Below are 18,156 nucleotides of genomic sequence, written 5' to 3' on the forward strand. Positions count from 1 at the left end.
GCTCATCTTCATCGTCTCTCCGGTCGGGGAGAGCGGCAAGTGGATCTGGCCGCGATCCAGCGCGCCCTCCCGTCAGTTGACGCATAAAGCACCTGAACGTCGCAGCTCCCGGCGTCTCGGCCCGGCGTCTCGGGAAGGGCCCGGCGGGTTCCTGCGCGGTGTCCTGCGCAGGGTCCCCGGCCCGGCCGGGAAGCCCCCGCCGAGAGCGGTACCACCGGTCCCGGGATGTCCCTGAGACGGCTGGGACAGCGGGACGGCGCGTGAGCGGCCCTAGAGTGCGGGCTGTCCGGCAGCGGCCCGCCGCGGTCTCCGGACGTCCCCTCTCCCCTTCCCCTGCGCACCGGACTGCCGGCGGCCATCTGCCGCGGGGCGTCCGGGTGCGGCCACGACCTCAGGAGTCCCCATGAAGACCTCTCCCCACAAACGTCGCAACCGCGTCCGCACCGCCGTCGTGGCGGGCCTGATGGCGGCGAGCGCCCTGGGCACGGCGGGCTCCGCGCTGGCCGAGGGCAACCCGCTCTACGACCAGCCGTACGAGCAGCGCAACGCGTACAACACGCAGTTCGGCGTTTCGGAGCAGTGCTCGCCGCAGTCCGAGGAGTTCCGTTTCCGCTTCTACTACCGGCCCGGTTACGGCGGCGCGTGGATCAACATCGGCAAGAACATCTGGGACCTGAAGTCGGTCTCCAACGGTTCCACCTCGAACCCGCTGTACTTCTGCGGCGGACCCAACGACGGTCTGGGCCAGATCGTCGCGAACAACGCGGCCTCCGCCTACAACTGGTACGAGGGCTACTGCGCGACCGTCTACTACTACGCGGGCTACTCGGGCGCGTCCAGCGGCAAGTTCGACACGTACTCGCCGCGCTCCGGACACGACCTGGGTCCCACCCGGAACAACAACCGGTCCATCCAGTTCGCGAACTGCACCCGCGTCTGAGCCGTACGCCCACCCTCCGGTCCGGCGCCCCGGCGGCGCCGGACCGGTGTTCTCCCATCGCCCTCCCCCGCCCCGCCACGAAGGAATGCGCCATGCCCCGTAGCCGCCGCCGGACCACCACCTTCCTGGCCGCGGGCCTGGCCGCCCTGTTCGCCACGACGGGCTGCTCGGCGGGACAGGACGGACAGGCCGTGGCCGCCGGGCCGTCACCCAGTGCCGGCGCAGAGCGGCAGCCCAGCGATCCTTCCGGCTGGACGCTGCCCCTGATGGCCTACCGGCCCACGAAGGAGCAGCGCAGCACCCTGGTGGCGGCCGAACGCACACTGGTCCGCACCTGCATGAAGGACTTCGGTCTGCGATGGGCCCCGCCGGCCGAACTGCCCGTGGTCGGCCCGCGCAACGAGATGGACTGGCGGTACGGGATCCACGACGCGGCGGCCGCCGCCACCCGCGGATTCCAGCCGGACCCGGCCCAGGTCGCCCGCTACGAGCAGGCGCTGCGCACCGCGGACGCCGCGCCCCGGCGCTCCCCGGACGTCGAGGTGGTCCTCGGGGGCAGTGGTCTGCCCCCGGAGGTGCTGGCCGGTGCGGGTCCGGAGGTGCGGGCCGGCACCTTCCGCGGCCGGAAGATCCCCAAGGACGGCTGCTTCGGCGAGGCGCGCCGGCGCCTGGGCACGGAAACCTACGGCGCCACGGCCCTGGCCTCCGGTCTGTTCGGCCGGTCCTTCCACGAGTCCCTCAAGGACCCTGCGGTCAAAGCGGTGTTCGCCCGCTGGTCGGCCTGCATGAAGGGCAAGGGCTTCACGTACAAGGATCCGGTCGCGCTGTTCGACGACGAGCGCTTCGGCCGCAAGCCGCACCCCGTCACGCTCCTGGAGACGTCCACCGCCGTCGCCGACACCTCCTGCCGTGGCGCCCTGCGGGTCGCCGAGGTCTGGCATGCTGCCGAGACCCGCCTGCAGCAGGGGTACGTCCGGGCGCACCTGGCGGAGCTGGAAGCGGACCGCCGCGCCGTCGACACCTCGGTCCGCAACGCCACCGAGGCCCTCGCGACCGGTTAGCACCGGTCCGAACCGTGTCCCGCGGATCACGGGTGCGCACAGCGGAGAAGCCGAGGTGTGGCGCACGGCCGCCGCGTGGCCGTATGCGCGGGCGAGGCAGCGGGGCCACTCCGCGTACGACGAACCCCGCCTCGGGTGTTGAAGATCAAGTCAGGGGATTTCCACCGGATCTGCGGAGAGGTCGATGGTGAACGCCACCCGGTCGAGTCCGGGGCCGTCGTAGTCCGGCTTCACAGCCGAGGCCGTGAAGCCGAGCCGGGTGTGAAATGCCTGCGACGCAGTGTTCTCCGGGCTGGTGATGCAGTGGACGTAACGGCGGCCGTGGGACCGGGCGAGTGCGAAGAAGGCCCGGTAGAGGCCACGCCCGACGCCCTGCCCGTGCAGCGCCGGGTCCACGCCGACGAAGTGGACATAGGCGGTCTCGGGCTCTGTCTGCGACAGGAAGCCGACCAGGAAGGCGGCCACCTTTCCGTCACTTCGTTCAACCAGGAAACTGGTGGTGGTGAAGTGCTGGAAGTACAGCCGGGGCAGAAGCAGCGCACGCTCCGTCGCTCCTGCTTCCCCCTTCAGGCCGTCCCACCACATGTCCAGTACGCCCAGCACGCGGAGATGGTCCTCGTCGGCAAGGTGCCGGGCCCTCAGGCCGGCGGGAAGATCTTCGATCATCTGTGCAGTCTGTCATCCCGCGCACGAGAAGCAGACGGTGTCCACTCTCAGCCACCATCAGGGCCCCCGCGGGCAGCCGCGGCACCACCGTGAGGGATGCCTTCGCGGGCAGCGTCTGGTACGTCGTCGCCGCCCTCACGGTGATGTGGGCGCTGATGTTCCAACTCTCCACGCCGGCCAAGGCGACCTGATCCACGCCCGGCGGCCCTTGCCCTCTGGCGCGGGGCCGCCGGCACTCCACATAGCCCGGGCCCCTCGGGGCGATGTCTGGTACGTGCTGCACCCGGCCACGACGCTCGACCGGCTCCTGTTTCGGCCCGTCATCTTCGGCTGCTGACCGTTTCCTCCGCTCCCCCACCCGTCACGGGGGTTGCTTTTTGACTTGCACAGGAAGTCAACTCACCTACGCGCATGACTGGTTGGAGAACTTCAGAGGCCTGGGGGATACGGCATGGCCGGTGGGGTGGAGCTGGCGGCCGCGGCGGTGGACGCGGTGGCACGGGCGGCCGGGGCCGCGGTCAGCGGGGCCGGCGGGGCGGTGGGCACGATGGCGGTCGAGCTGGTGCGGGGCCGACTGAGCGGCGTGCGGCAGGGGGTGGAGACCGTGTCGGCGGTCGAGCAGGCACCGGACGACCCCGACGCCCGCGCACGGCTGCGCGAGAAGCTGGCAGAGGTGCTGGCCGAGGACCCGGCGTTCGCCGCCCACCTCGCGAGCCTGCTGGTCCCGCCCGTGCCGACCGCGCCGCCCACCAGCCCCACGATCCGCAAGGGCGGCCCGATCGCGCGCCTGGTCCTCGTCGTGGTGGCCGTCGTACTGGCCCTGGCGATCTACGGGCTGTCCGGTCCGGTCGGCGACGACGGTCCGCTGTCGGACGGATCAGGGCACAAGGTCACCGTCCTCAAGGACCCCGAGGCGGTCAAGGCGATCACGCCCGACCTGCACAGCATGCCCGCCGGCTGGACGATCCGATCCGAGCCGGCCGTCACAGCCTGCGACGAGTCGCCCGACAAGTGCCAAGGGATCCTGAGCCTCGCCCAGTCATCCTTCCGCAACCAGTCCGACCAGTCGGCCGGCTTCGGTGTGGCCGCCTGTGCGTCGGCCGCCGACGCACGGCGGATCTACCGCGAGATGATCCGGGAGGATCTGGGTGGAAAGCTGCTGTCCATACCAGCCCTCGGCCAGGAGTCCTCGGCCGTCGAGTTCTCAGCGGGGGAGGGGCAGGCGTACGCCCGGGTGGGCACCGTCGTCGTCTACGTGTCCGAGCGCGGCAGCAACGACGACTACGAAGTCAGAACGCTCGAATCGCTGGCCCAGATGATCGCCACCCGAGCCCAGCAGGCCCAGGACGGGGAGAAGCCCAACGCACGGGCCCGGTAGCGGTTCCGGCAGCGGGCGCGCCGCAACGCCGGGGATCAGCCCGAGCAGCTCGGTCACGGCCGCCGGAGTGGTGCTGCCACGGCCACTCGGTGATCCCGTCTTCGACGTGATGCGCCGGCGCACAGAGCGGTCGTCGACCGCGGACACACCGTGGATCGGTCAGCCTTCGCCAAAGAACGGGTTCCGCGGCGCGAAGATCGTCAACCGGGACAGGAAGGAGTGCGAGCTCAGGTTCCGCGACGGCACCGTTCGGGTGTCCCCCAGTACCGGCCGATGAGCGAGATCCGTGACCGCTTCGGCAACAAGGTGCGGCTGACCCGGCTGGACGGCAACCGGGGCCCGTGGTGCGGATCGATGCGCCGGGCGGCCGCTGGATCAAGCTGAGTTACGACGGCCGGCAGCGCGTCGTCATGGGGGCCGATACAGGATCGACACAAGACCGAGTGTCCTCGGATGCGGGGTTCTGATCGTGGTGATGCGGCGCTCTTCCAGGCTGTGGGCCGTGCACGGATTGCCGTGCGGCCGGCGGTGGAGAGGTGGAGTGGTGATGAAGACGAGGAAGACGCTGGGGGCCCGGGTCCCCGGGAGGCGTGTGGTGTGCGGTGCGCTGGCGCTGGCGGTGGTGCTCGGCGGCGGTGCGTATGCCGGTCTCGGCCTGGCCGGTGACCGGGGCACTGCGGCCGCCGCCACGATGGGGGACCTCGCGGCGATCGCCGGCAGGATCGATCTTCCGTGGCCCGGCGAGGGTCAGACGAGCATCGCCGTGGAGGGTCTCGGCTCGCTCGGCAGTCGGGGCGGGGCTGCACCCGTTCCGATTGCCAGTGTCGCGAAGGTGATGACCGCGTACGTGATCCTGCGGGAGCATCCGCTCAAGGGCGGTGAGCAGGGCCCGAGGATCACCGTTGACGCGACGGCGGCGCAGGAGTCGCATTCTCTGAGCGAGTCGACCGTGCCACTGCGCGAGGGGCAGAGCCTGACCCAGCGCCAGATGCTGGAACTGCTGATGCTCCGGTCGGGCAACAACGTCGCCCGGCTCCTCGCCCGCTGGGACGGCGGCTCCCAGGAGGCGTTCGTCCGGAAGATGAACCGGGCAGCGAAAGACCTCGGGATGGCCGCCACGACGTACACCGGGGCCAGCGGCATAGAGCAGAGCACCCGCAGCACCGCGGACGACCAGCTGAAGCTGGCCAGGGCGGCCATGGAGCAGCCGGTGCTGCGCCAGGTCGTCGGTACGCGCGAGACGACCGTACCGGGCATCTCCGGCCCGGTCGTCAACACCAACAAGCTGCTGGAGCGGCGCGGCGTCGTCGGGTTGAAGACCGGCTCGACCACGCCCGCGGGAGGCAATCTGATGTGGGCTGCCGAGGTGAGGGCGGGCGGCAAGGACCGCCTCGCCGTCGGGGTGACCCTCGCCCAGCGGGCGAACACCACCCCGAACGAGGGCATGACGGCCGCCCTGGAGCGCAGCGGTGAGCTCATCGAGGCGCTGCGCGCTCGGCTGCCCGCGGCACTCGACGGCGAACGGGCCGGCCGCAGCGGTGAGGGGGGTCTGTCGTGAGCGCCCTGCATCCCGGCTCGCGCCCCGAGGCGTCTGTCGCACCCGTGCCGTCGGCCCCCGCGCCCGCCCCGGGTGCGGAGCAGCCCGACTCCCGTCCCCGTTCCGGCACCCGGTGGGCCGGGTGGATTCCCGTCGCCGCCGCAGTGGCCCTCGCGCTGCTGATGCTCGGGCACTCGCTCGTGCCCAACGAGCCCGGCAACATCGGCAGCCTCCTGGAGACCTTCCTGCCCTGGCTCGGCCTGGCCGTGCCCGCACTGCTGGCCCTCGCGGCGCTGCGCCGCTCGGCGAAGGCCGCACTGGCGGTGCTGCTGCCGGCCCTGGTGTGGACGTCGATGTTCGGCGGCATGTTCCTGGACAAGACCGGATCCGGCGGCGACCTGACCGTGATCAGCCACAACATCGACGCGGACAACCGGGACCCGCGTGGCACGGCCCGTACCCTGGCCGCCTCCGGCGCCGACGTCATCGCCCTGCAGGAGATGTCGCGCTCGGCGGAGACCTACACGGAGGAACTGGCCGCCGCCTACCCGCACCATTCCGTGCAGGGCACCGTCGGGATATGGAGCCGGTACCCGCTGCGCGACGCACAGCCGGTCATGATCATGCCGTGGGTCCGGGCCATGCGGGCCACCGTCGACACCCCCCGAGGCCCGCTCGCCCTCTACAGCGCGCACCTCGCCTCGGTCCGCGTCCACCCTGCGTCCGGCTTCGGCACCGGACGGCGCAACGACGCGGCGGACAAGCTCGCGGAGGCGGTGCGGGCCGAGCCGCTGCCCCGGGTCATGGTCGTCGGCGACTTCAACGGCACCACCGACGACCGCGCGCTGGCCGGCGTCGTGGCGGGGATGCGCTCGGCCCAGTCCGAGGCGGGCGCGGGCCTCGGTCTCAGCTGGCCGGCCTCGTTCCCGCTGGTCCGGATCGACCAGATCCTCGTCAAGGGCCTCACGCCCGTCTCGGCCTGGACCCTGCCGCGCACCGGCAGCGACCACCTGCCGGTCGCGGCCTCGGTGCGGCTGTGAGCCGCTGCCGCGCCGGGACGGCCCGGCCGACCGTGCTGCTTCGTGCCCGCCGCGCCGAGCCGCTACCGTCGGTGCCGGTGGGACGCCCACCTGCGGCGTAGCAATCCCCCTACGAAACGAACACCAGGTGACACCATGCCAGAGCACGCCCCCGCCCCCGCCACGGGCAAGTCCGCCGCCCGCGAAGACCGGGGCCCCGAGCCGGTCCACGTCCTGCTGGTGGAGGACGACGAGGTGATCCGCCGGTCCGTCGGCCTGGTCCTCGAGCGGTACGGCTACCGGGTGTCGACCGCACCCGACGGGCTGTCGGGCCTGGAGGCTTTCCGCGAGGGCGGCCACGACCTGCTGATCCTGGACGTCATGCTGCCGCACCTGGACGGCATCGGGCTGTGCCGCCGGATCCGGGAGACCAGCCAGGCACCGATCCTGATGATGTCGGCGCGCGGCGACTCCCTGGACGTGGTGGCGGGCCTGGAAGCGGGTGCGGACGACTACGTGGTCAAGCCCGTCGACACGACCGTCCTGGTCGCCCGTATCCGCACCCTGCTGCGGCGCGCCGACTTCACCGCAGACCCGGCCGCACCTGCGGCACAGGACAACGTACGGGCCTTCCGCGATCTGACGGTGGACACCCTGGCCCTGGAAGTGCGCCGCGACGGCGAACCGGTCGCCCTCACCCCGACCGAACTGCGCCTGCTCCTGCAGTTCGTGGCCGCGCCGGGGGTGGCGCTGTCGCGGCAGCAACTGCTGCGCGAGGTGTGGGACTACGGGTGGGAGGGCGACTCCCGCGTCGTCGACCTCAGCGTCCAGCGGCTGCGCAAGAAGATCGGCGCGGACCACATCGACACCGTGCGCGGTCACGGCTACCGGTTCCGGCGCTGACATGGGGAACGGACCGGGCAACGACGCGGCGTCCCCGCGCGCGGCCCGCATCGCCCTGCGCCTGGCCGATCCGCGCTCGCTGCGCTGGAAGGTCGTGGCAGCCGTCACGCTCGCCACGCTCACGATGGCGCTCGGCATGGGCGTACTGGTGCACCGGACCACGGAGACACGGTCCCTGGGGATCGCGCGCAGCAACGCCCTGCGGGAACTCGGCCTGGAGGAAACCCGCTTTCACGCGGACCGGCGGGGCGGCGAGACCTCCGGCGAGCCCCCCGCGTACTACGTCGGCAACGAACTGCCCGACCCCCTGCTCGCCCGGATCGCAGCCGGCACCGGCACCGGCACCGGCCCGGTGACCTGGTACGACGACCGCAATCCGATGCGTATCCGGATGTGGGCCGGGCAGATGGCCGACGGACAGCCGCTGGGGGTGTCCGTCGACATGACCATCGACGACCTGAGCCGCAAGGCCCTCGACCGGCACATGCGCTACGCCGCTCTGGCCACCCTCGCCGTCGTGGTCCCGACGACGCTGCTCGCCGCCGAACTCGTCCTGCGCCGACTGCGCCGCGTTGCAGGGACGGCACGGCGCATCCGGCACGGCGAGCTGGACGCACGCACCGGCGGACGGGCCGGGAAGGACGAGATCGGAGAGATCTCCGCGGCCGTCGACCACATGGCGGACGCCCTCCAGGAGCGGCTGCACAACGAGCAGCGCTTCACGGCCGACGTGGCACACGAGCTGCGCACCCCCCTGACCGGCCTGGTCACCGCGGCCTCCCTGCTGCCGGAAAGCGAGGCGACCGACCTGGTACAAGGCCGGGTGCAGGTCCTGCGCCACCTGATCGACGACCTCCTGGAAGTCTCACGGCTCGACACGGGCACGGAGCAGCTCGAGGCGTATCCGGTGCCGCTCGGCGAGCTGGTCACGGACTCGGTACGGCGGGCCGGGGTGGACGCCCGGGTGGACGTGACCGGCGAGCCGGTCGTGCGCACGGACCCGCGCCGGCTGGACCGCATCGTCACCAACCTGGTGGTCAACGCCCACCGCCACGGCGGCGCCCCGGTCCGGGTCACCGTCCAGGGCACCCGAGTGGTGGTGCGGGACAACGGGCCCGGATTTCCCGCGGAGATCCTGGAACACGGCCCGCAGCGCTTCCGCACGGGGTCGGCCGAACGCGGACACGGACACGGGCTGGGACTGACCATCGCCACGGGCCAGGCCCGGGTGATCGGCGCACGACTGGAACTGGCCAACGCCCCGGATGGCGGGGCGATCGCCACACTGATCCTGCCGGAGGAGACCGCAGCCGAGCCCACCGACGAGGGCTGATCGGCGGGGAACAGAGGGTCGATCGAGTCGCTGACCAGCGGCGACGCGTTAGCGAAACGTCAGCGCGACGCAAGAGGCCGCCCGGAGACTGGGCCGCCTGGCGTACGGCACGGGCGTCGGGCACAGGCGCGGAGCGGAGGCGGTGGGGCGTTGCGGCAGCGATTCGATCCGATGGCGGAGTCAGAGGACGAGCGGCACTGGCGGTCGCAGTTGATCCATGAGGGGTTGCTCTTCCCACAGGTGCACGCGGAGTACGAGCGGTACTCCGAGCTCGCGGGCCGGCCCCGGGGACTCCGGGACCTGCAGGGCGAGCGCCTGGCCGCAGTGCTTCGACACGCACTCGATTCCGTCCCCGCGTACCGGCGGACGGGGATCACGGCCGATGACACGGTGGATCCCTGGCAGTTGCTTTCTGCGTTCCCGACCGTGAGGAAGGCCGAGCTGGCCGAGGGCATGGTCGACCATTGCGACGACGCCATCGATCCGACGACGTGCCGGGTTCTGGAGACGTCGGGGACCAGCGGTGTGCCGTTGCGGATGGTCCGCCACAACGACGCTCTGGTCCACGAATGGGCCACCGCGCTCGTCAGGAACCAGCGGCAGGGCAAGGCGTTCGACCGCAAGGTGCTGATGCCGTGTCTCACGCGGATGGATCGCTGGGGTGAGTTCACCTCTCCCGGGACGGGGTTCACGCGAGTCGCGCAGTTCGGTCTTGCGGGGTGCGGGGCGTCCGATCACGCCACGTTCGCCGAGCGCGCCAGAGGCTTCCGCCCCGAAGTCCTGGCGGGAACGCCGCGCAGCCTCGTGGACTTCATGGAGCTGCTGCGCTCACACGGCGGACCGCTGCCGGGGGTCAGGTCCGTCGTGACCTGCGGTGAACTTCTCGTCCCCGGTGCCCGGGAAGCGCTTGCGGAGTTCTTCGGCCGGCCTGTGACCGACATGTACGCGATGAAGGAGGTCGGCACCATTGCGGTGCAATGCGAGGCCGGCTCCTACCACGTCGAGTCGGAGCGGCTCTGGCTGGAGATCGTCGACGACGACGGAGTGCCGCTGCCGGAGGGCCGCACCGGGGAGATCGTGATCACCGATCTGATCAATCGGGCGATGCCCCTGATCCGCTACAGGACCGGTGACTTCGGTTCGCTGGCGTCCGCCCCGTGCGGCTGCGGGCTCCCCCACAAGGTGATGGACCTGGTGGAAGGCCGCAACCCCGGCGAACTGCGGCGGCCTGACGGGACGGTTCTTCCCGTGCTCTGGGCTGCGCGGGCGGTTCGCCGTCACCCGGTCCGGCGCTACCAGATCGTGCAGGAGGCGGACTTCTCCGTGACCGTACTGGTGGCACCGGCCCCGTCGTTCACCGCTGCGGACTCTGCGGAGCTGACGCGCAACCTCGAGGACGTTCTCGGCAGCAGCGACAGCGGCATCCGGTGCCGGGTCCGTACGGTCGGCGACGGCGGCTTCCATGACGCCGGCCGACGCAAGGACGTCGACTTCGTCAGCTTTCTCACCGGCGCTTCCCGGCTTTCGAGCAGGGCCTGACCGGGGGGTGCGAAGACGCCCCCCGCGCCGCGGAGAACCCGTTGTCCGATCAGGGGAGGAGGTGACCGACATGACCAAGGAAGAGCGCATTGCGCAGATCCAGCAGTTCCTTCGCCCTGACGGCGTGATCTAGCAGATCGCTCGGGGCTCCGTCCGTTGATGCGGGGCCCCGAGCCGGCCGGTGCCACGCCCTTCCGAGGGCGGGGTCCGGTCCCCTACCGGACCGGCCGGAGTACGACGAGGTGATGAAAGCGAGGACCGCTGTGGGGCCGTGCCAACCGGACGGAGAGGTATTGCGGGCGGAGGACCTCCGCAGGACCTTTCCGGGGCCCGCTCCCGTCGAGGCACTGCGCGGGGTCGGCTTCACCGTACGAGCCGGTGAGATCGTGGGACTGCTCGGAGACAACGGTGCGGGCAAGACCACGCTTTTGAAGATCCTCTCGACGTTGCTCCTGCCATCGTCCGGACGAGCCGGTGTCTGCGGCATCGACCTGGCCCGGGACGGCCGCCGGGCGCGCCGTCACCTCAGTGTGGTGTTCGGCGGTGACCGGGGCCTGTACCCCCGCCTGTCGGCCCTTGACAACATCATGTTCTTCGGCGGCCTGTCCGGTCCTCACCGGCACTTGCGTACGCGCGCGCTCGCCGCCCTGGAGGAGGTCGGGCTCGCGGAGCGCGCAAAGAGCCGGGTCGAGACGTTCTCCAAGGGAATGCGGCAACGCCTCCATCTGGCCGTGGGGCTGCTGAACCAGCCCTGCCTGCTCATGCTGGACGAACCGACCATCGGCCTCGACCTCATGGAGGCGGAACGTGTCCGCGGCACCGTCGCCCGCCTCGCCCGTGCGGGCACGGCCGTCGTCCTCACCAGCCACTACCCCACGGACATCGACCGCCTGGCCGGCCGGGTCGTCCTGCTCGACGCGGGCACGGTCTCCCACGACCTGCCGATCGCCGAGTTCCGGCGGCAGGCCGGATTCACTGCCGAAGTGCGGCTGTCCGGCCCCGGCATCGCCCCCCATGACGTCGCGGTGCTCCTGACCGACGCGTCCGTGCAGATCCAGCAGGACGACGAGAGCTGGAGGATCACCTTCCAGGTCGGTGCCTGGGACGCTGCCGTGCTCGGCCGGCTGACCGAGGTCGTACGGCGGCATCCGGTGGCGGACATCGACGTCGCCTCGCCCGGGGTCGAGGCCGTGATGCGACGACTGGCACTGAACCATGGGTGAGGCACTGCGGGTCGCGAAGGCCGAGGTCTGGGCGGTGTGGCGGGCCGCCGTCCTCCAGATGCGGGAGACAACCCGGGTCATGACCGCGACGGTCGTCTCCGTGATCCAGCCGGTCGTGCTGCTGGCCGTCGTCTCCCGGGGCGGCGCGGACCTGGGACCGGAGCGGACGACCGAGATCGTGTGCGGCGTCGTGATGATCGCCCTGTGGTCGTCCACCCTCTGGGGAGCGGGAACGCTGCTTCGCCGTGAGGCGGCACAGGGCACTCTCGCAGCCCTTCTGGTCCGCCCGGTGTCCCTGTTGTCGGTGCTCCTGGGCAAGACGCTCGGCGTAGCGGCGGTGGGGCTCGTACGTACCCTGGCCGCGGCGGCTGTCGCCGTTCCCGTACTCGGACTGCACCCACAGCTGCCCGGGCCCTCGGCGGCCGCGCTCGTCATGGTGGCGGCCGTGGTCTCCGCGGCGGCCATGGGACTCGTCCTGAGCTGTGTCGTCTTCCTCTCCCGGGCGGGCCTGCGCATCATCGAGGCCCTCGGCTACCCGGTCTTCGTCCTCGGCGGCATCGTCATCCCACCGGACATGCTCGCCCCGGCTCTGCGTTGGCCGGCCCAGGCTGTCAGTCTGCATCACGTGGCCGGCCTGGTCCACGACGCCGCCCAGGGCCGGGCGCCCGCCTCCGTCCACCTGACGGGAGTTCTTCTGCTGACCGTGCTCTACCTCGCCGGCGGGGTGTGGGCGTTCAACGCCGTGCTGCGCCGCGGCCGAGCCAGAGGGACCCTTGAACTTGCCTGACACCATCTGCCACGCGCTCACCACAGCCCTGCGGATCTGCCGTCTGTCGTGGAAGGACTACCGCATCACGTCTGCCGGACTCGTGGCGTCGGCCGGCATCGGCATCAGGACCGTCTTCCAGGTCGCCTTCTTCACCCTTCTCGGGCAGCTCACCGCCGGAGACGCCGGGCGGGCCTACGCGTTCGTCGGCTCCGTCGCCTTCGCCCCGGTCGCGGCGGTCACCAGCCACGTCGCGGCCGTGGTGACCTCCGAAGTGCCCCTGGGAACCATGTACCGGCTACGCCTGGGCAACGTGCCGCTGCTCGTCGTCATGCTGCTTCGCTCCTGGGTGTACGTCGTCGAAGGGCTGGCGGCCTCGCTCCTGGCGCTGCTCGTCCTGGGGCCGACCGTCCTGGGCGGGAGTGGAACGGCCGCGGTCGCGGTGGGGTACCCCCTGGTCCTCCTCACCACGCTGAGCTGCCTGTGCGCGGGCCTGTTCTGCTGTGCCCTCGTCCTGTCCGGCCTTGACGAGGGGCTCGTCCTCAACATCGCCGGTTATCTGATCCTGCTCTGCGCCGGCGTGGTCGTTCCCACCGATCCCCATGGGGTCCTCCACCTGGTCGGTCAAGCGCTGCCGCTGGGAGCCGGGCTGCATGCTCTGCGTGCCCTGGGCACCGACACGTCCGGTGAGCTCTGGGGTGCGGTCGTGCACGAGACGCTCGTGGCAGGCCTGTGGCTGCTCGCGACGGCTCTTCTGCTGCGACTCCAGGCCCGGCGCGTCCGCACCGGCGCCACGCCCGAGCCGGTTTGACACCCCACGTCCTACGCCAGGACGGGCGGCCGCACACCGCCCGGTCTTCAACATCCTCCCTGTCCCACCCCTCTTTGGAAGGCACCTCGTGACCGAATCGGGCCGAGACCATGTTCATGCCCTGATCGGGGCGTTGCATCGCCTCGACACTGCGGCTCTGGACCGTTGGGGCAAAGCCCTCGCCACTGCCCTGGAGGCCGGTGGGCGGCTCCTGGTCGCGGGCAACGGCGGCTCGGCGGCCGAGGCCCAGCACCTGACCTCAGAGCTCGTCGGGCGCTTCCGCGCCGAGCGGGCACCGCTGTCTGCGATCGCGCTGCACGCCGACTCCTCCTCGGTCACCGCCATCACCAACGACTACGGACCTGACCAGGTCTTCGCCCGGCAGGTCCGTGCGCACGGCCGCCCCGGCGACGTCCTGCTCCTGCTGTCCACCTCCGGCACCAGCCCCAACGTGCTCGCCGCCGCGCAGGCCGGCCGGGAACTCGGTCTCGCCGTCTGGGCGCTGACCGGTAAGGCCTCCAGCCCGCTCGTCGACGCGAGCGACCAGGCCGTGTGCGTGGATGCGCCCGAGGTCGCCACCGTCCAGGAATGCCACCTCGTCGCCGTGCATCTCCTGTGCGCGGCCGTCGACACCCACCTCGCCGCGCCGGTTCCCCTCGCCGAGCGGGCCGACCGGCGCCGGCTTGTGATCGTCGGTGACGTCTTCCTGGACCGCGACGTCACCGGCACCGCCGACCGCATCTCTCCGGAAGCGCCCGTCCCCGTCCTGGCCGACGCCCGGAGCACCGACCGGGCCGGCGGTGCCGGGCTCGCCGCCGTCCTCGCCGCCCGCGATCCCGGCTGGCGCGTCACCCTGGTCTGCGGCATCGGACAGGACCAGCCCGGGGCGCATCTCCGCGCCCTCCTGGACAAGGCCGACGTCGAGGTCATCGACCTGGCCGCCGGCGGCAGCACCCCGGTCAAGACCCGGGTCCGCGCCGCCGACCGCACCCTGCTCCGCTTCGACACGAGCCCCGGTCCGCTGCCGCTCGGGCCGGTGCCCGACCGGGTCCGCGTCCGGCTCGACGCGGCGGCAGCGGTGCTGGTCTGTGATTACGGGCGCGGCATGACCTCCCACGACGACCTGCGCGAGGCCCTCACGGCTGCGGCTGCCGGCCGCCCACTGGTCTGGGACCCGCATCCCCGGGGCACTCCTCCGGTCCCGGGCACGGCCCTGGCCGTCCCGAACACCGACGAAGCGGTGCACTTCACCGGGCACCCCGGGCCTCGCGACCTCGCGGGTGACACTGCCCGTGCCGTCCGGTTGCTGGCCGCGTGGCCGGTCAAGCAGGTGGCCATCACCCGGGGGCGCGAGGGCGCGGTCCTGGTCGCTGACGCCAACGGCCACCCCTTGGCCGTCCCGGCCCGGCCCGCCGCCGGGGACACGTGCGGAGCCGGCGACCAGCTGGCGGTCACCGCTGCCGTAACGCTCGCCGCCGGACGCCTGCCGTCCCACGCCGTGGCCTCAGCCGTCGAAGCCGCCACCGGCTACGTCGCGGCCGGCGGCCCCGCCTCCCTGACCGCCCCGGCCGCAGGCGCCGTCCCGGATCCCCTGGAGACGGCCGCTCGCGTGCGGGCACGCGGTGGCAAGGTCGTCGGGGCCGGCGGCTGCTTCGACCTCCTGCACGCCGGGCACCTCTCCCTGCTGGACCAGGCCCGCCGCCTGGGCGACGCCCTGATCGTGTGCGTCAACTCCGACGCCTCCGTGCGCCGCCTCAAGGGCGCGGACCGGCCGGTCGTCGGCGAACGTGAGCGCACCGCGCTGCTCACCGCACTGGACTGCGTCGACGGTGTCATCGTCTTCACCGAGGACACCCCGGAGAAGGTGCTGGCCGAACTGCGCCCCGACATCTGGGTCAAGGGCGGCGACTACGCGGGGCGACGGATCGTCGAAGCCGACCTCGTGGAGAGCTGGGGCGGCGAAGTCGTCACCGTGCCCTTCCTGGAAGGTCACTCCACCACCACCCGGATCCGCCGGCTCGCCCATCAGGCAGGTGCCCGTTGAAGCCCGACAGCCACGTTCTGGTCACGGGGGCGGCCGGGTTCATCGGCCGCCACACCGTGAGCGCCTTCCACCGAGCCGGCCACCAGGTCACCGCCGTCGACCTGCGTCCCGCCCCACCCCGCCTCTCGGCCGCAGCCCGATGGCACCAGGGCGACTTCGCCGACGCCGCCCTCCTTGCCGAGATCGCATCCGGCCGCTTCACCGGCGTCGTCCACCAGGCCGGCATCAGCTCCACGCGTGCCCCGGCCGGACCCGAGCTGGAGGAGGCCAACACCCTAGGCCCGCTCCGCCTGGCCGACGCCTGCCGCACCGGCCGGACCCGCCTGGTCTACGCCTCCTCCCATTCCGTCTACGGCGCCCTCCGCCACCTCACGCCCATCGCCGAGGTCGCCGATGCCGACCGCACCCGCTGCTCGGGCCCCCTCAACCCCTACGCGGCCTCCAAGCTCGCTCTCGACCAGCGGATGCGCACCCGCCACCGAGTCGGACTCGACTGGGTCGGGCTGCGCTACACCAACGTGTTCGGCTCCGACGAAGGCGACAAGGGCCCCATGGCCTCGATCCTGTCCCAGCTCCTCCGGCAGGCTGCGACGCAGGGGCGCATCCGCGTCTTCGACGACTCCCTCACCGCTGCCCGCGACTACATCCGTGTCGAGACCGTTACCGCGACCATCGTCCGCCTCGCCACCGCCCGGCTCCCGGTGCCGGCCGCGGTCTACAACCTCGGTGCGGGCTGCGCCGTCACCTTCGCCGACCTCGTCCAGTGGTGCGCCCGCCTGCACCGCGAGGCCACCGGCCGACCGTTCCGTGTGGAACTCGTCCCGAACCCCGCGCCCGGCGCCTACCAGTACTTCACCTGTGCGGACATGACCGCGATCGACAAGGTCCTGCCCGACAGACCGACGGAGTCGGCCGGTTCCGTCGAAGCGCGCGCAGCAGAGCTGTTCGCAATGTTCCGCGACCGTGCAGCCCGCTGAATCTGCCCGGCCCGCCCTGCCCGGGGCCGGACGCCCCCGGCGTCGCAAGGCCGTGTTCCTCGACCGCGACGGGACCCTGACCGAACCCCGCCACTACCCCGCCCACCCGGACGAGTTGGTCCTCATGCCGGACATCGGCGCACCGTTGCGCACCCTTCAGGAGGAGGGCTTCGCCCTGGTCGTGGTCACCAACCAGAGCGGGGTCGCCCGGGGCCTGTTCGACGCCACCGTGCTCGACGCGATGCACGACCGCCTCCGCGCGCTCCTGGACCGCCAAGGGATTCGGCTCGATGCGATCCACGCCTGCCCGCACCATCCGGAGGGAAGGGTGCCCCGGTACCGGCTCGTCTGCCGCTGCCGGAAGCCTGCCCCGGGGATGCTCCTCCAGGCTGCCCGCGACCTCGATCTCGACCTCACCCGGTCGTGGATGGTCGGCGACTCCCCATGCGACGTGGCGGCGGGTCGCAGGGCGGGGACCCGTACGGCGCTGGTGGGCGCTCGGGTCGACGGGCATGCCGGTCCGGATGTGACCGGTGCGACGACGTCCGAGGTGCTCCACCGCGTGGCGGCGGCACACCATCGGTCGCTCCCACGGAGCGCAGGTCCAAGGCTGTGGGCGTAACGTTCCGCCGGATCGTCTTCCACCGGTGCACATACGCCCGCGTCACGACCACACCGGCCGACCCGGACGCCCGCCTCAGCGGCGGCGCGTGCGCATGGCCACGTACCCGGTGAGGCCGCCCAGGGTGACGCACAGCGGTGAGTACAGCAGCAGGTCCCAGCGCCTGAACTCGGCCGGGGCGGAGCCCAGTCCGAGGCCCGAGGCCGCCAGTCCGCCGAGGCCGCGGGCCGCCATGACACCGGTCACCGTCCACAGGCCGGCCCGTGCGACGGGCGATCTGACGAACCGTCCCTCGGGCCGGGCCTCGGAGGCCACCAGGCAGGCCGCGGCGCCCAGCAGGCCGGCGACGGCGAACGTCAGCGGGCCCGACGGCAGTTCGGACTCCGTGACGCCCACCACGGCCGTGGCGAACTCGGACCGCGACGCGAGCGGCCACGGCGTGAACACCCAGACCGCGTGCAACGCCCCCGCGGCCAGCATCGCCCCGGCAGCGGCGGCCGCCGCTGCCCGTACGGACGCGCTCACGGGCTGCGCCGCGGCCGCCGGCCCGCTCTCGCCGCCGTATGCCCCGGCCGCACCGGATGCCGCGGCGCGGTCCATCGGCCCGCTGAACAGCCTGGTCAAGGCACTCATGACACCACCCCTGTCGCTCCATCCATACACTGCTGTACGGATGTTCCGTACAGTACTGTACGGAACATGGCCAAGGGGAGAGTCAGCAGGGAAGACTGGACGATGGCGGCGCTCCACGCGCTGGCCCGCGGCGGCGTCAAGGCCGTGGCGGTGGACGTGCTGGGGCGGGAACTGCAGGTCTCGCGCGGCAGCTTCTACTGGCATTTCGAGAACCGCGAAGCGCTGCTCGTGGCAGCCCTCGAAACCTGGGAGCTGCGCGCCACCACGGACGTCATCGCCGCGGTCCGGGCCGAGGACGACCCCTGGACCCGGGCGCGCGCGCTGTTCGCCGCGGCCCTGGGCAGCGAGGAGATAGCCGGGCTGGAGCCCGCGCTCGCCGCTCACGCCGACCACCCGGCGGTCGCGGAGGTCGTCACCCGGGTCACCCGTGCCCGGCTCGACTTCCTGGCCGAGGTGTTCGGCGCGCTGGGACTCGGGCCGCAGGAGGCCCGGCACCGGGCACTGGCCGGGTACGCCGCCTACCTGGGCTGGCTGGAACTGCGCCGGATCGCACCCGCCGTCGCACCCGAGGTACTGCCCCGGGACCCGGGCGCGACGGCCGCGCTGGAACACCTCGTCACCATGGTCCTGGGCCCGTCCCCCGCTGAGCACGCGGGCGGTGACCACTGAGGGGCCCGGTGCGGCCCGCATCGTGTCGTCGTGCA

17 protein-coding genes are annotated in these 18,156 nt (G+C 72.1%); 15 read left to right on the forward strand and 2 right to left on the reverse strand.

The genetic code is table 11. The annotated features are described in order from the left end of the window. Positions 1-403 precede the first annotated feature (403 nt). Entirely contained in the window at positions 404-940 is a 537-nt protein-coding gene (locus tag LG634_RS21745) for a hypothetical protein (RefSeq protein WP_226735577.1), read from the forward strand. A gap of 92 nt (positions 941-1,032) precedes the next feature. Then, a complete protein-coding gene (locus LG634_RS21750) occupies positions 1,033-2,001 on the forward strand; it encodes a hypothetical protein (RefSeq protein ID WP_226735578.1) in 969 nt (322 codons plus the stop codon). Positions 2,002-2,151: 150 nt separating this feature from the next. Here LG634_RS21750 and LG634_RS21755 read toward each other — a convergent pair whose 3' ends face one another. Then, a complete protein-coding gene (locus LG634_RS21755; protein WP_226735579.1) occupies positions 2,152-2,667 on the reverse strand; it encodes a GNAT family N-acetyltransferase in 516 nt (171 codons plus the stop codon). Positions 2,668-3,118: 451 nt separating this feature from the next. Between LG634_RS21755 and LG634_RS21760 the strand changes: the two genes are divergently transcribed. The 12 genes from LG634_RS21760 (at position 3,119) to LG634_RS21820 (ending at position 16,819) form a co-directional block, all read left to right on the forward strand. Then, complete coding sequence (locus LG634_RS21760; protein WP_226735580.1) at positions 3,119-4,045, forward strand: hypothetical protein; 927 nt, start codon at positions 3,119-3,121, stop codon at positions 4,043-4,045. A 547-nt stretch (positions 4,046-4,592) separates the two neighbouring features. Beyond that, positions 4,593-5,603, forward strand: coding sequence for a D-alanyl-D-alanine carboxypeptidase family protein (locus tag LG634_RS21765; protein ID WP_226735581.1), 1,011 nt, complete (start codon positions 4,593-4,595; stop codon positions 5,601-5,603). Further along, positions 5,600-6,622, forward strand: a complete 1,023-nt coding sequence (locus tag LG634_RS21770; RefSeq protein WP_372482474.1) for an endonuclease/exonuclease/phosphatase family protein — start codon at positions 5,600-5,602, stop codon at positions 6,620-6,622. The genes LG634_RS21765 and LG634_RS21770 overlap by 4 nt, the downstream gene beginning before the upstream one ends. Positions 6,623-6,757: 135 nt before the next feature. After that, positions 6,758-7,504: a two-component system response regulator CseB gene (gene cseB / locus LG634_RS21775; protein ID WP_226735582.1), complete on the forward strand. Its 747-nt coding sequence runs from the start codon at positions 6,758-6,760 to the stop codon at positions 7,502-7,504. 124 nt (positions 7,505-7,628) lie between these two features. Continuing rightward, a complete protein-coding gene (locus tag LG634_RS21780; RefSeq protein WP_372482477.1) occupies positions 7,629-8,837 on the forward strand; it encodes an ATP-binding protein in 1,209 nt (402 codons plus the stop codon). A 150-nt stretch (positions 8,838-8,987) separates the two neighbouring features. After that, on the forward strand, positions 8,988-10,376 hold the full coding sequence (locus LG634_RS21785; RefSeq protein WP_226735584.1) for a phenylacetate--CoA ligase family protein: 1,389 nt from the start codon (positions 8,988-8,990) through the stop codon (positions 10,374-10,376). A gap of 245 nt (positions 10,377-10,621) precedes the next feature. Then, positions 10,622-11,599 (forward strand): ABC transporter ATP-binding protein, encoded by a 978-nt coding sequence (locus LG634_RS21790; protein ID WP_226735585.1) that lies wholly within the window; start codon positions 10,622-10,624, stop codon positions 11,597-11,599. Next, positions 11,592-12,386: an ABC transporter permease gene (locus tag LG634_RS21795; protein ID WP_226735586.1), complete on the forward strand. Its 795-nt coding sequence runs from the start codon at positions 11,592-11,594 to the stop codon at positions 12,384-12,386. Before LG634_RS21790 ends, LG634_RS21795 begins: the two co-directional genes overlap by 8 nt. Further along, positions 12,379-13,176 (forward strand): ABC transporter permease, encoded by a 798-nt coding sequence (locus LG634_RS21800; protein WP_226735587.1) that lies wholly within the window; start codon positions 12,379-12,381, stop codon positions 13,174-13,176. Before LG634_RS21795 ends, LG634_RS21800 begins: the two co-directional genes overlap by 8 nt. A gap of 133 nt (positions 13,177-13,309) precedes the next feature. Beyond that, complete coding sequence (rfaE2, locus tag LG634_RS21810) at positions 13,310-15,220, forward strand: D-glycero-beta-D-manno-heptose 1-phosphate adenylyltransferase (protein WP_372482475.1); 1,911 nt, start codon at positions 13,310-13,312, stop codon at positions 15,218-15,220. Next, on the forward strand, positions 15,217-16,197 hold the full coding sequence (locus LG634_RS21815; RefSeq protein WP_226735588.1) for an NAD-dependent epimerase/dehydratase family protein: 981 nt from the start codon (positions 15,217-15,219) through the stop codon (positions 16,195-16,197). The genes rfaE2 and LG634_RS21815 overlap by 4 nt, the downstream gene beginning before the upstream one ends. Next, positions 16,184-16,819 carry a D-glycero-alpha-D-manno-heptose-1,7-bisphosphate 7-phosphatase gene (locus LG634_RS21820; protein ID WP_226735589.1) on the forward strand — a complete coding sequence of 212 codons (636 nt, stop codon included), beginning with the start codon at positions 16,184-16,186 and terminating at the stop codon, positions 16,817-16,819. Before LG634_RS21815 ends, LG634_RS21820 begins: the two co-directional genes overlap by 14 nt. Positions 16,820-16,894: 75 nt before the next feature. Here LG634_RS21820 and LG634_RS21825 read toward each other — a convergent pair whose 3' ends face one another. Continuing rightward, the gene (locus LG634_RS21825) at positions 16,895-17,452 is read right to left on the reverse strand and encodes a DUF3995 domain-containing protein (protein WP_226735590.1); all 558 of its coding nucleotides are present in this window, start codon (positions 17,450-17,452) and stop codon (positions 16,895-16,897) included. 66 nt (positions 17,453-17,518) lie between these two features. Here LG634_RS21825 and LG634_RS21830 point away from each other — a divergent pair, with 66 nt between their 5' ends. Further along, positions 17,519-18,121, forward strand: a complete 603-nt coding sequence (locus tag LG634_RS21830) for a TetR/AcrR family transcriptional regulator (protein WP_226735591.1) — start codon at positions 17,519-17,521, stop codon at positions 18,119-18,121. Positions 18,122-18,156: the final 35 nt, after the last annotated feature.

Origin of the sequence: Streptomyces bambusae, from assembly GCF_020532645.1 — a bacterium.
Taxonomy (GTDB): Bacteria; Actinomycetota; Actinomycetes; order Streptomycetales; family Streptomycetaceae; genus Streptomyces; species Streptomyces bambusae.

Excerpts from the sequence above, each read along its gene's own strand:
- LG634_RS21745 (WP_226735577.1), top strand. The coding sequence starts at position 404 with ATGAAGACCTCTCCCCACAAACGTCGCAACCGCGTCCGCACCGCCGTC.
- LG634_RS21750 (WP_226735578.1), top strand. The coding sequence starts at position 1,033 with ATGCCCCGTAGCCGCCGCCGGACCACCACCTTCCTGGCCGCGGGCCTG.
- LG634_RS21755 (WP_226735579.1), bottom strand. The coding sequence starts at position 2,667 with ATGATCGAAGATCTTCCCGCCGGCCTGAGGGCCCGGCACCTTGCCGAC.
- LG634_RS21760 (WP_226735580.1), top strand. The coding sequence starts at position 3,119 with ATGGCCGGTGGGGTGGAGCTGGCGGCCGCGGCGGTGGACGCGGTGGCA.
- LG634_RS21765 (WP_226735581.1), top strand. The coding sequence starts at position 4,593 with ATGAAGACGAGGAAGACGCTGGGGGCCCGGGTCCCCGGGAGGCGTGTG.
- cseB (WP_226735582.1), top strand. The coding sequence starts at position 6,758 with ATGCCAGAGCACGCCCCCGCCCCCGCCACGGGCAAGTCCGCCGCCCGC.
- LG634_RS21780 (WP_372482477.1), top strand. The coding sequence starts at position 7,629 with ATGGCGCTCGGCATGGGCGTACTGGTGCACCGGACCACGGAGACACGG.
- LG634_RS21790 (WP_226735585.1), top strand. The coding sequence starts at position 10,622 with ATGAAAGCGAGGACCGCTGTGGGGCCGTGCCAACCGGACGGAGAGGTA.
- LG634_RS21795 (WP_226735586.1), top strand. The coding sequence starts at position 11,592 with ATGGGTGAGGCACTGCGGGTCGCGAAGGCCGAGGTCTGGGCGGTGTGG.
- LG634_RS21825 (WP_226735590.1), bottom strand. The coding sequence starts at position 17,452 with ATGAGTGCCTTGACCAGGCTGTTCAGCGGGCCGATGGACCGCGCCGCG.
- LG634_RS21830 (WP_226735591.1), top strand. The coding sequence starts at position 17,519 with ATGGCCAAGGGGAGAGTCAGCAGGGAAGACTGGACGATGGCGGCGCTC.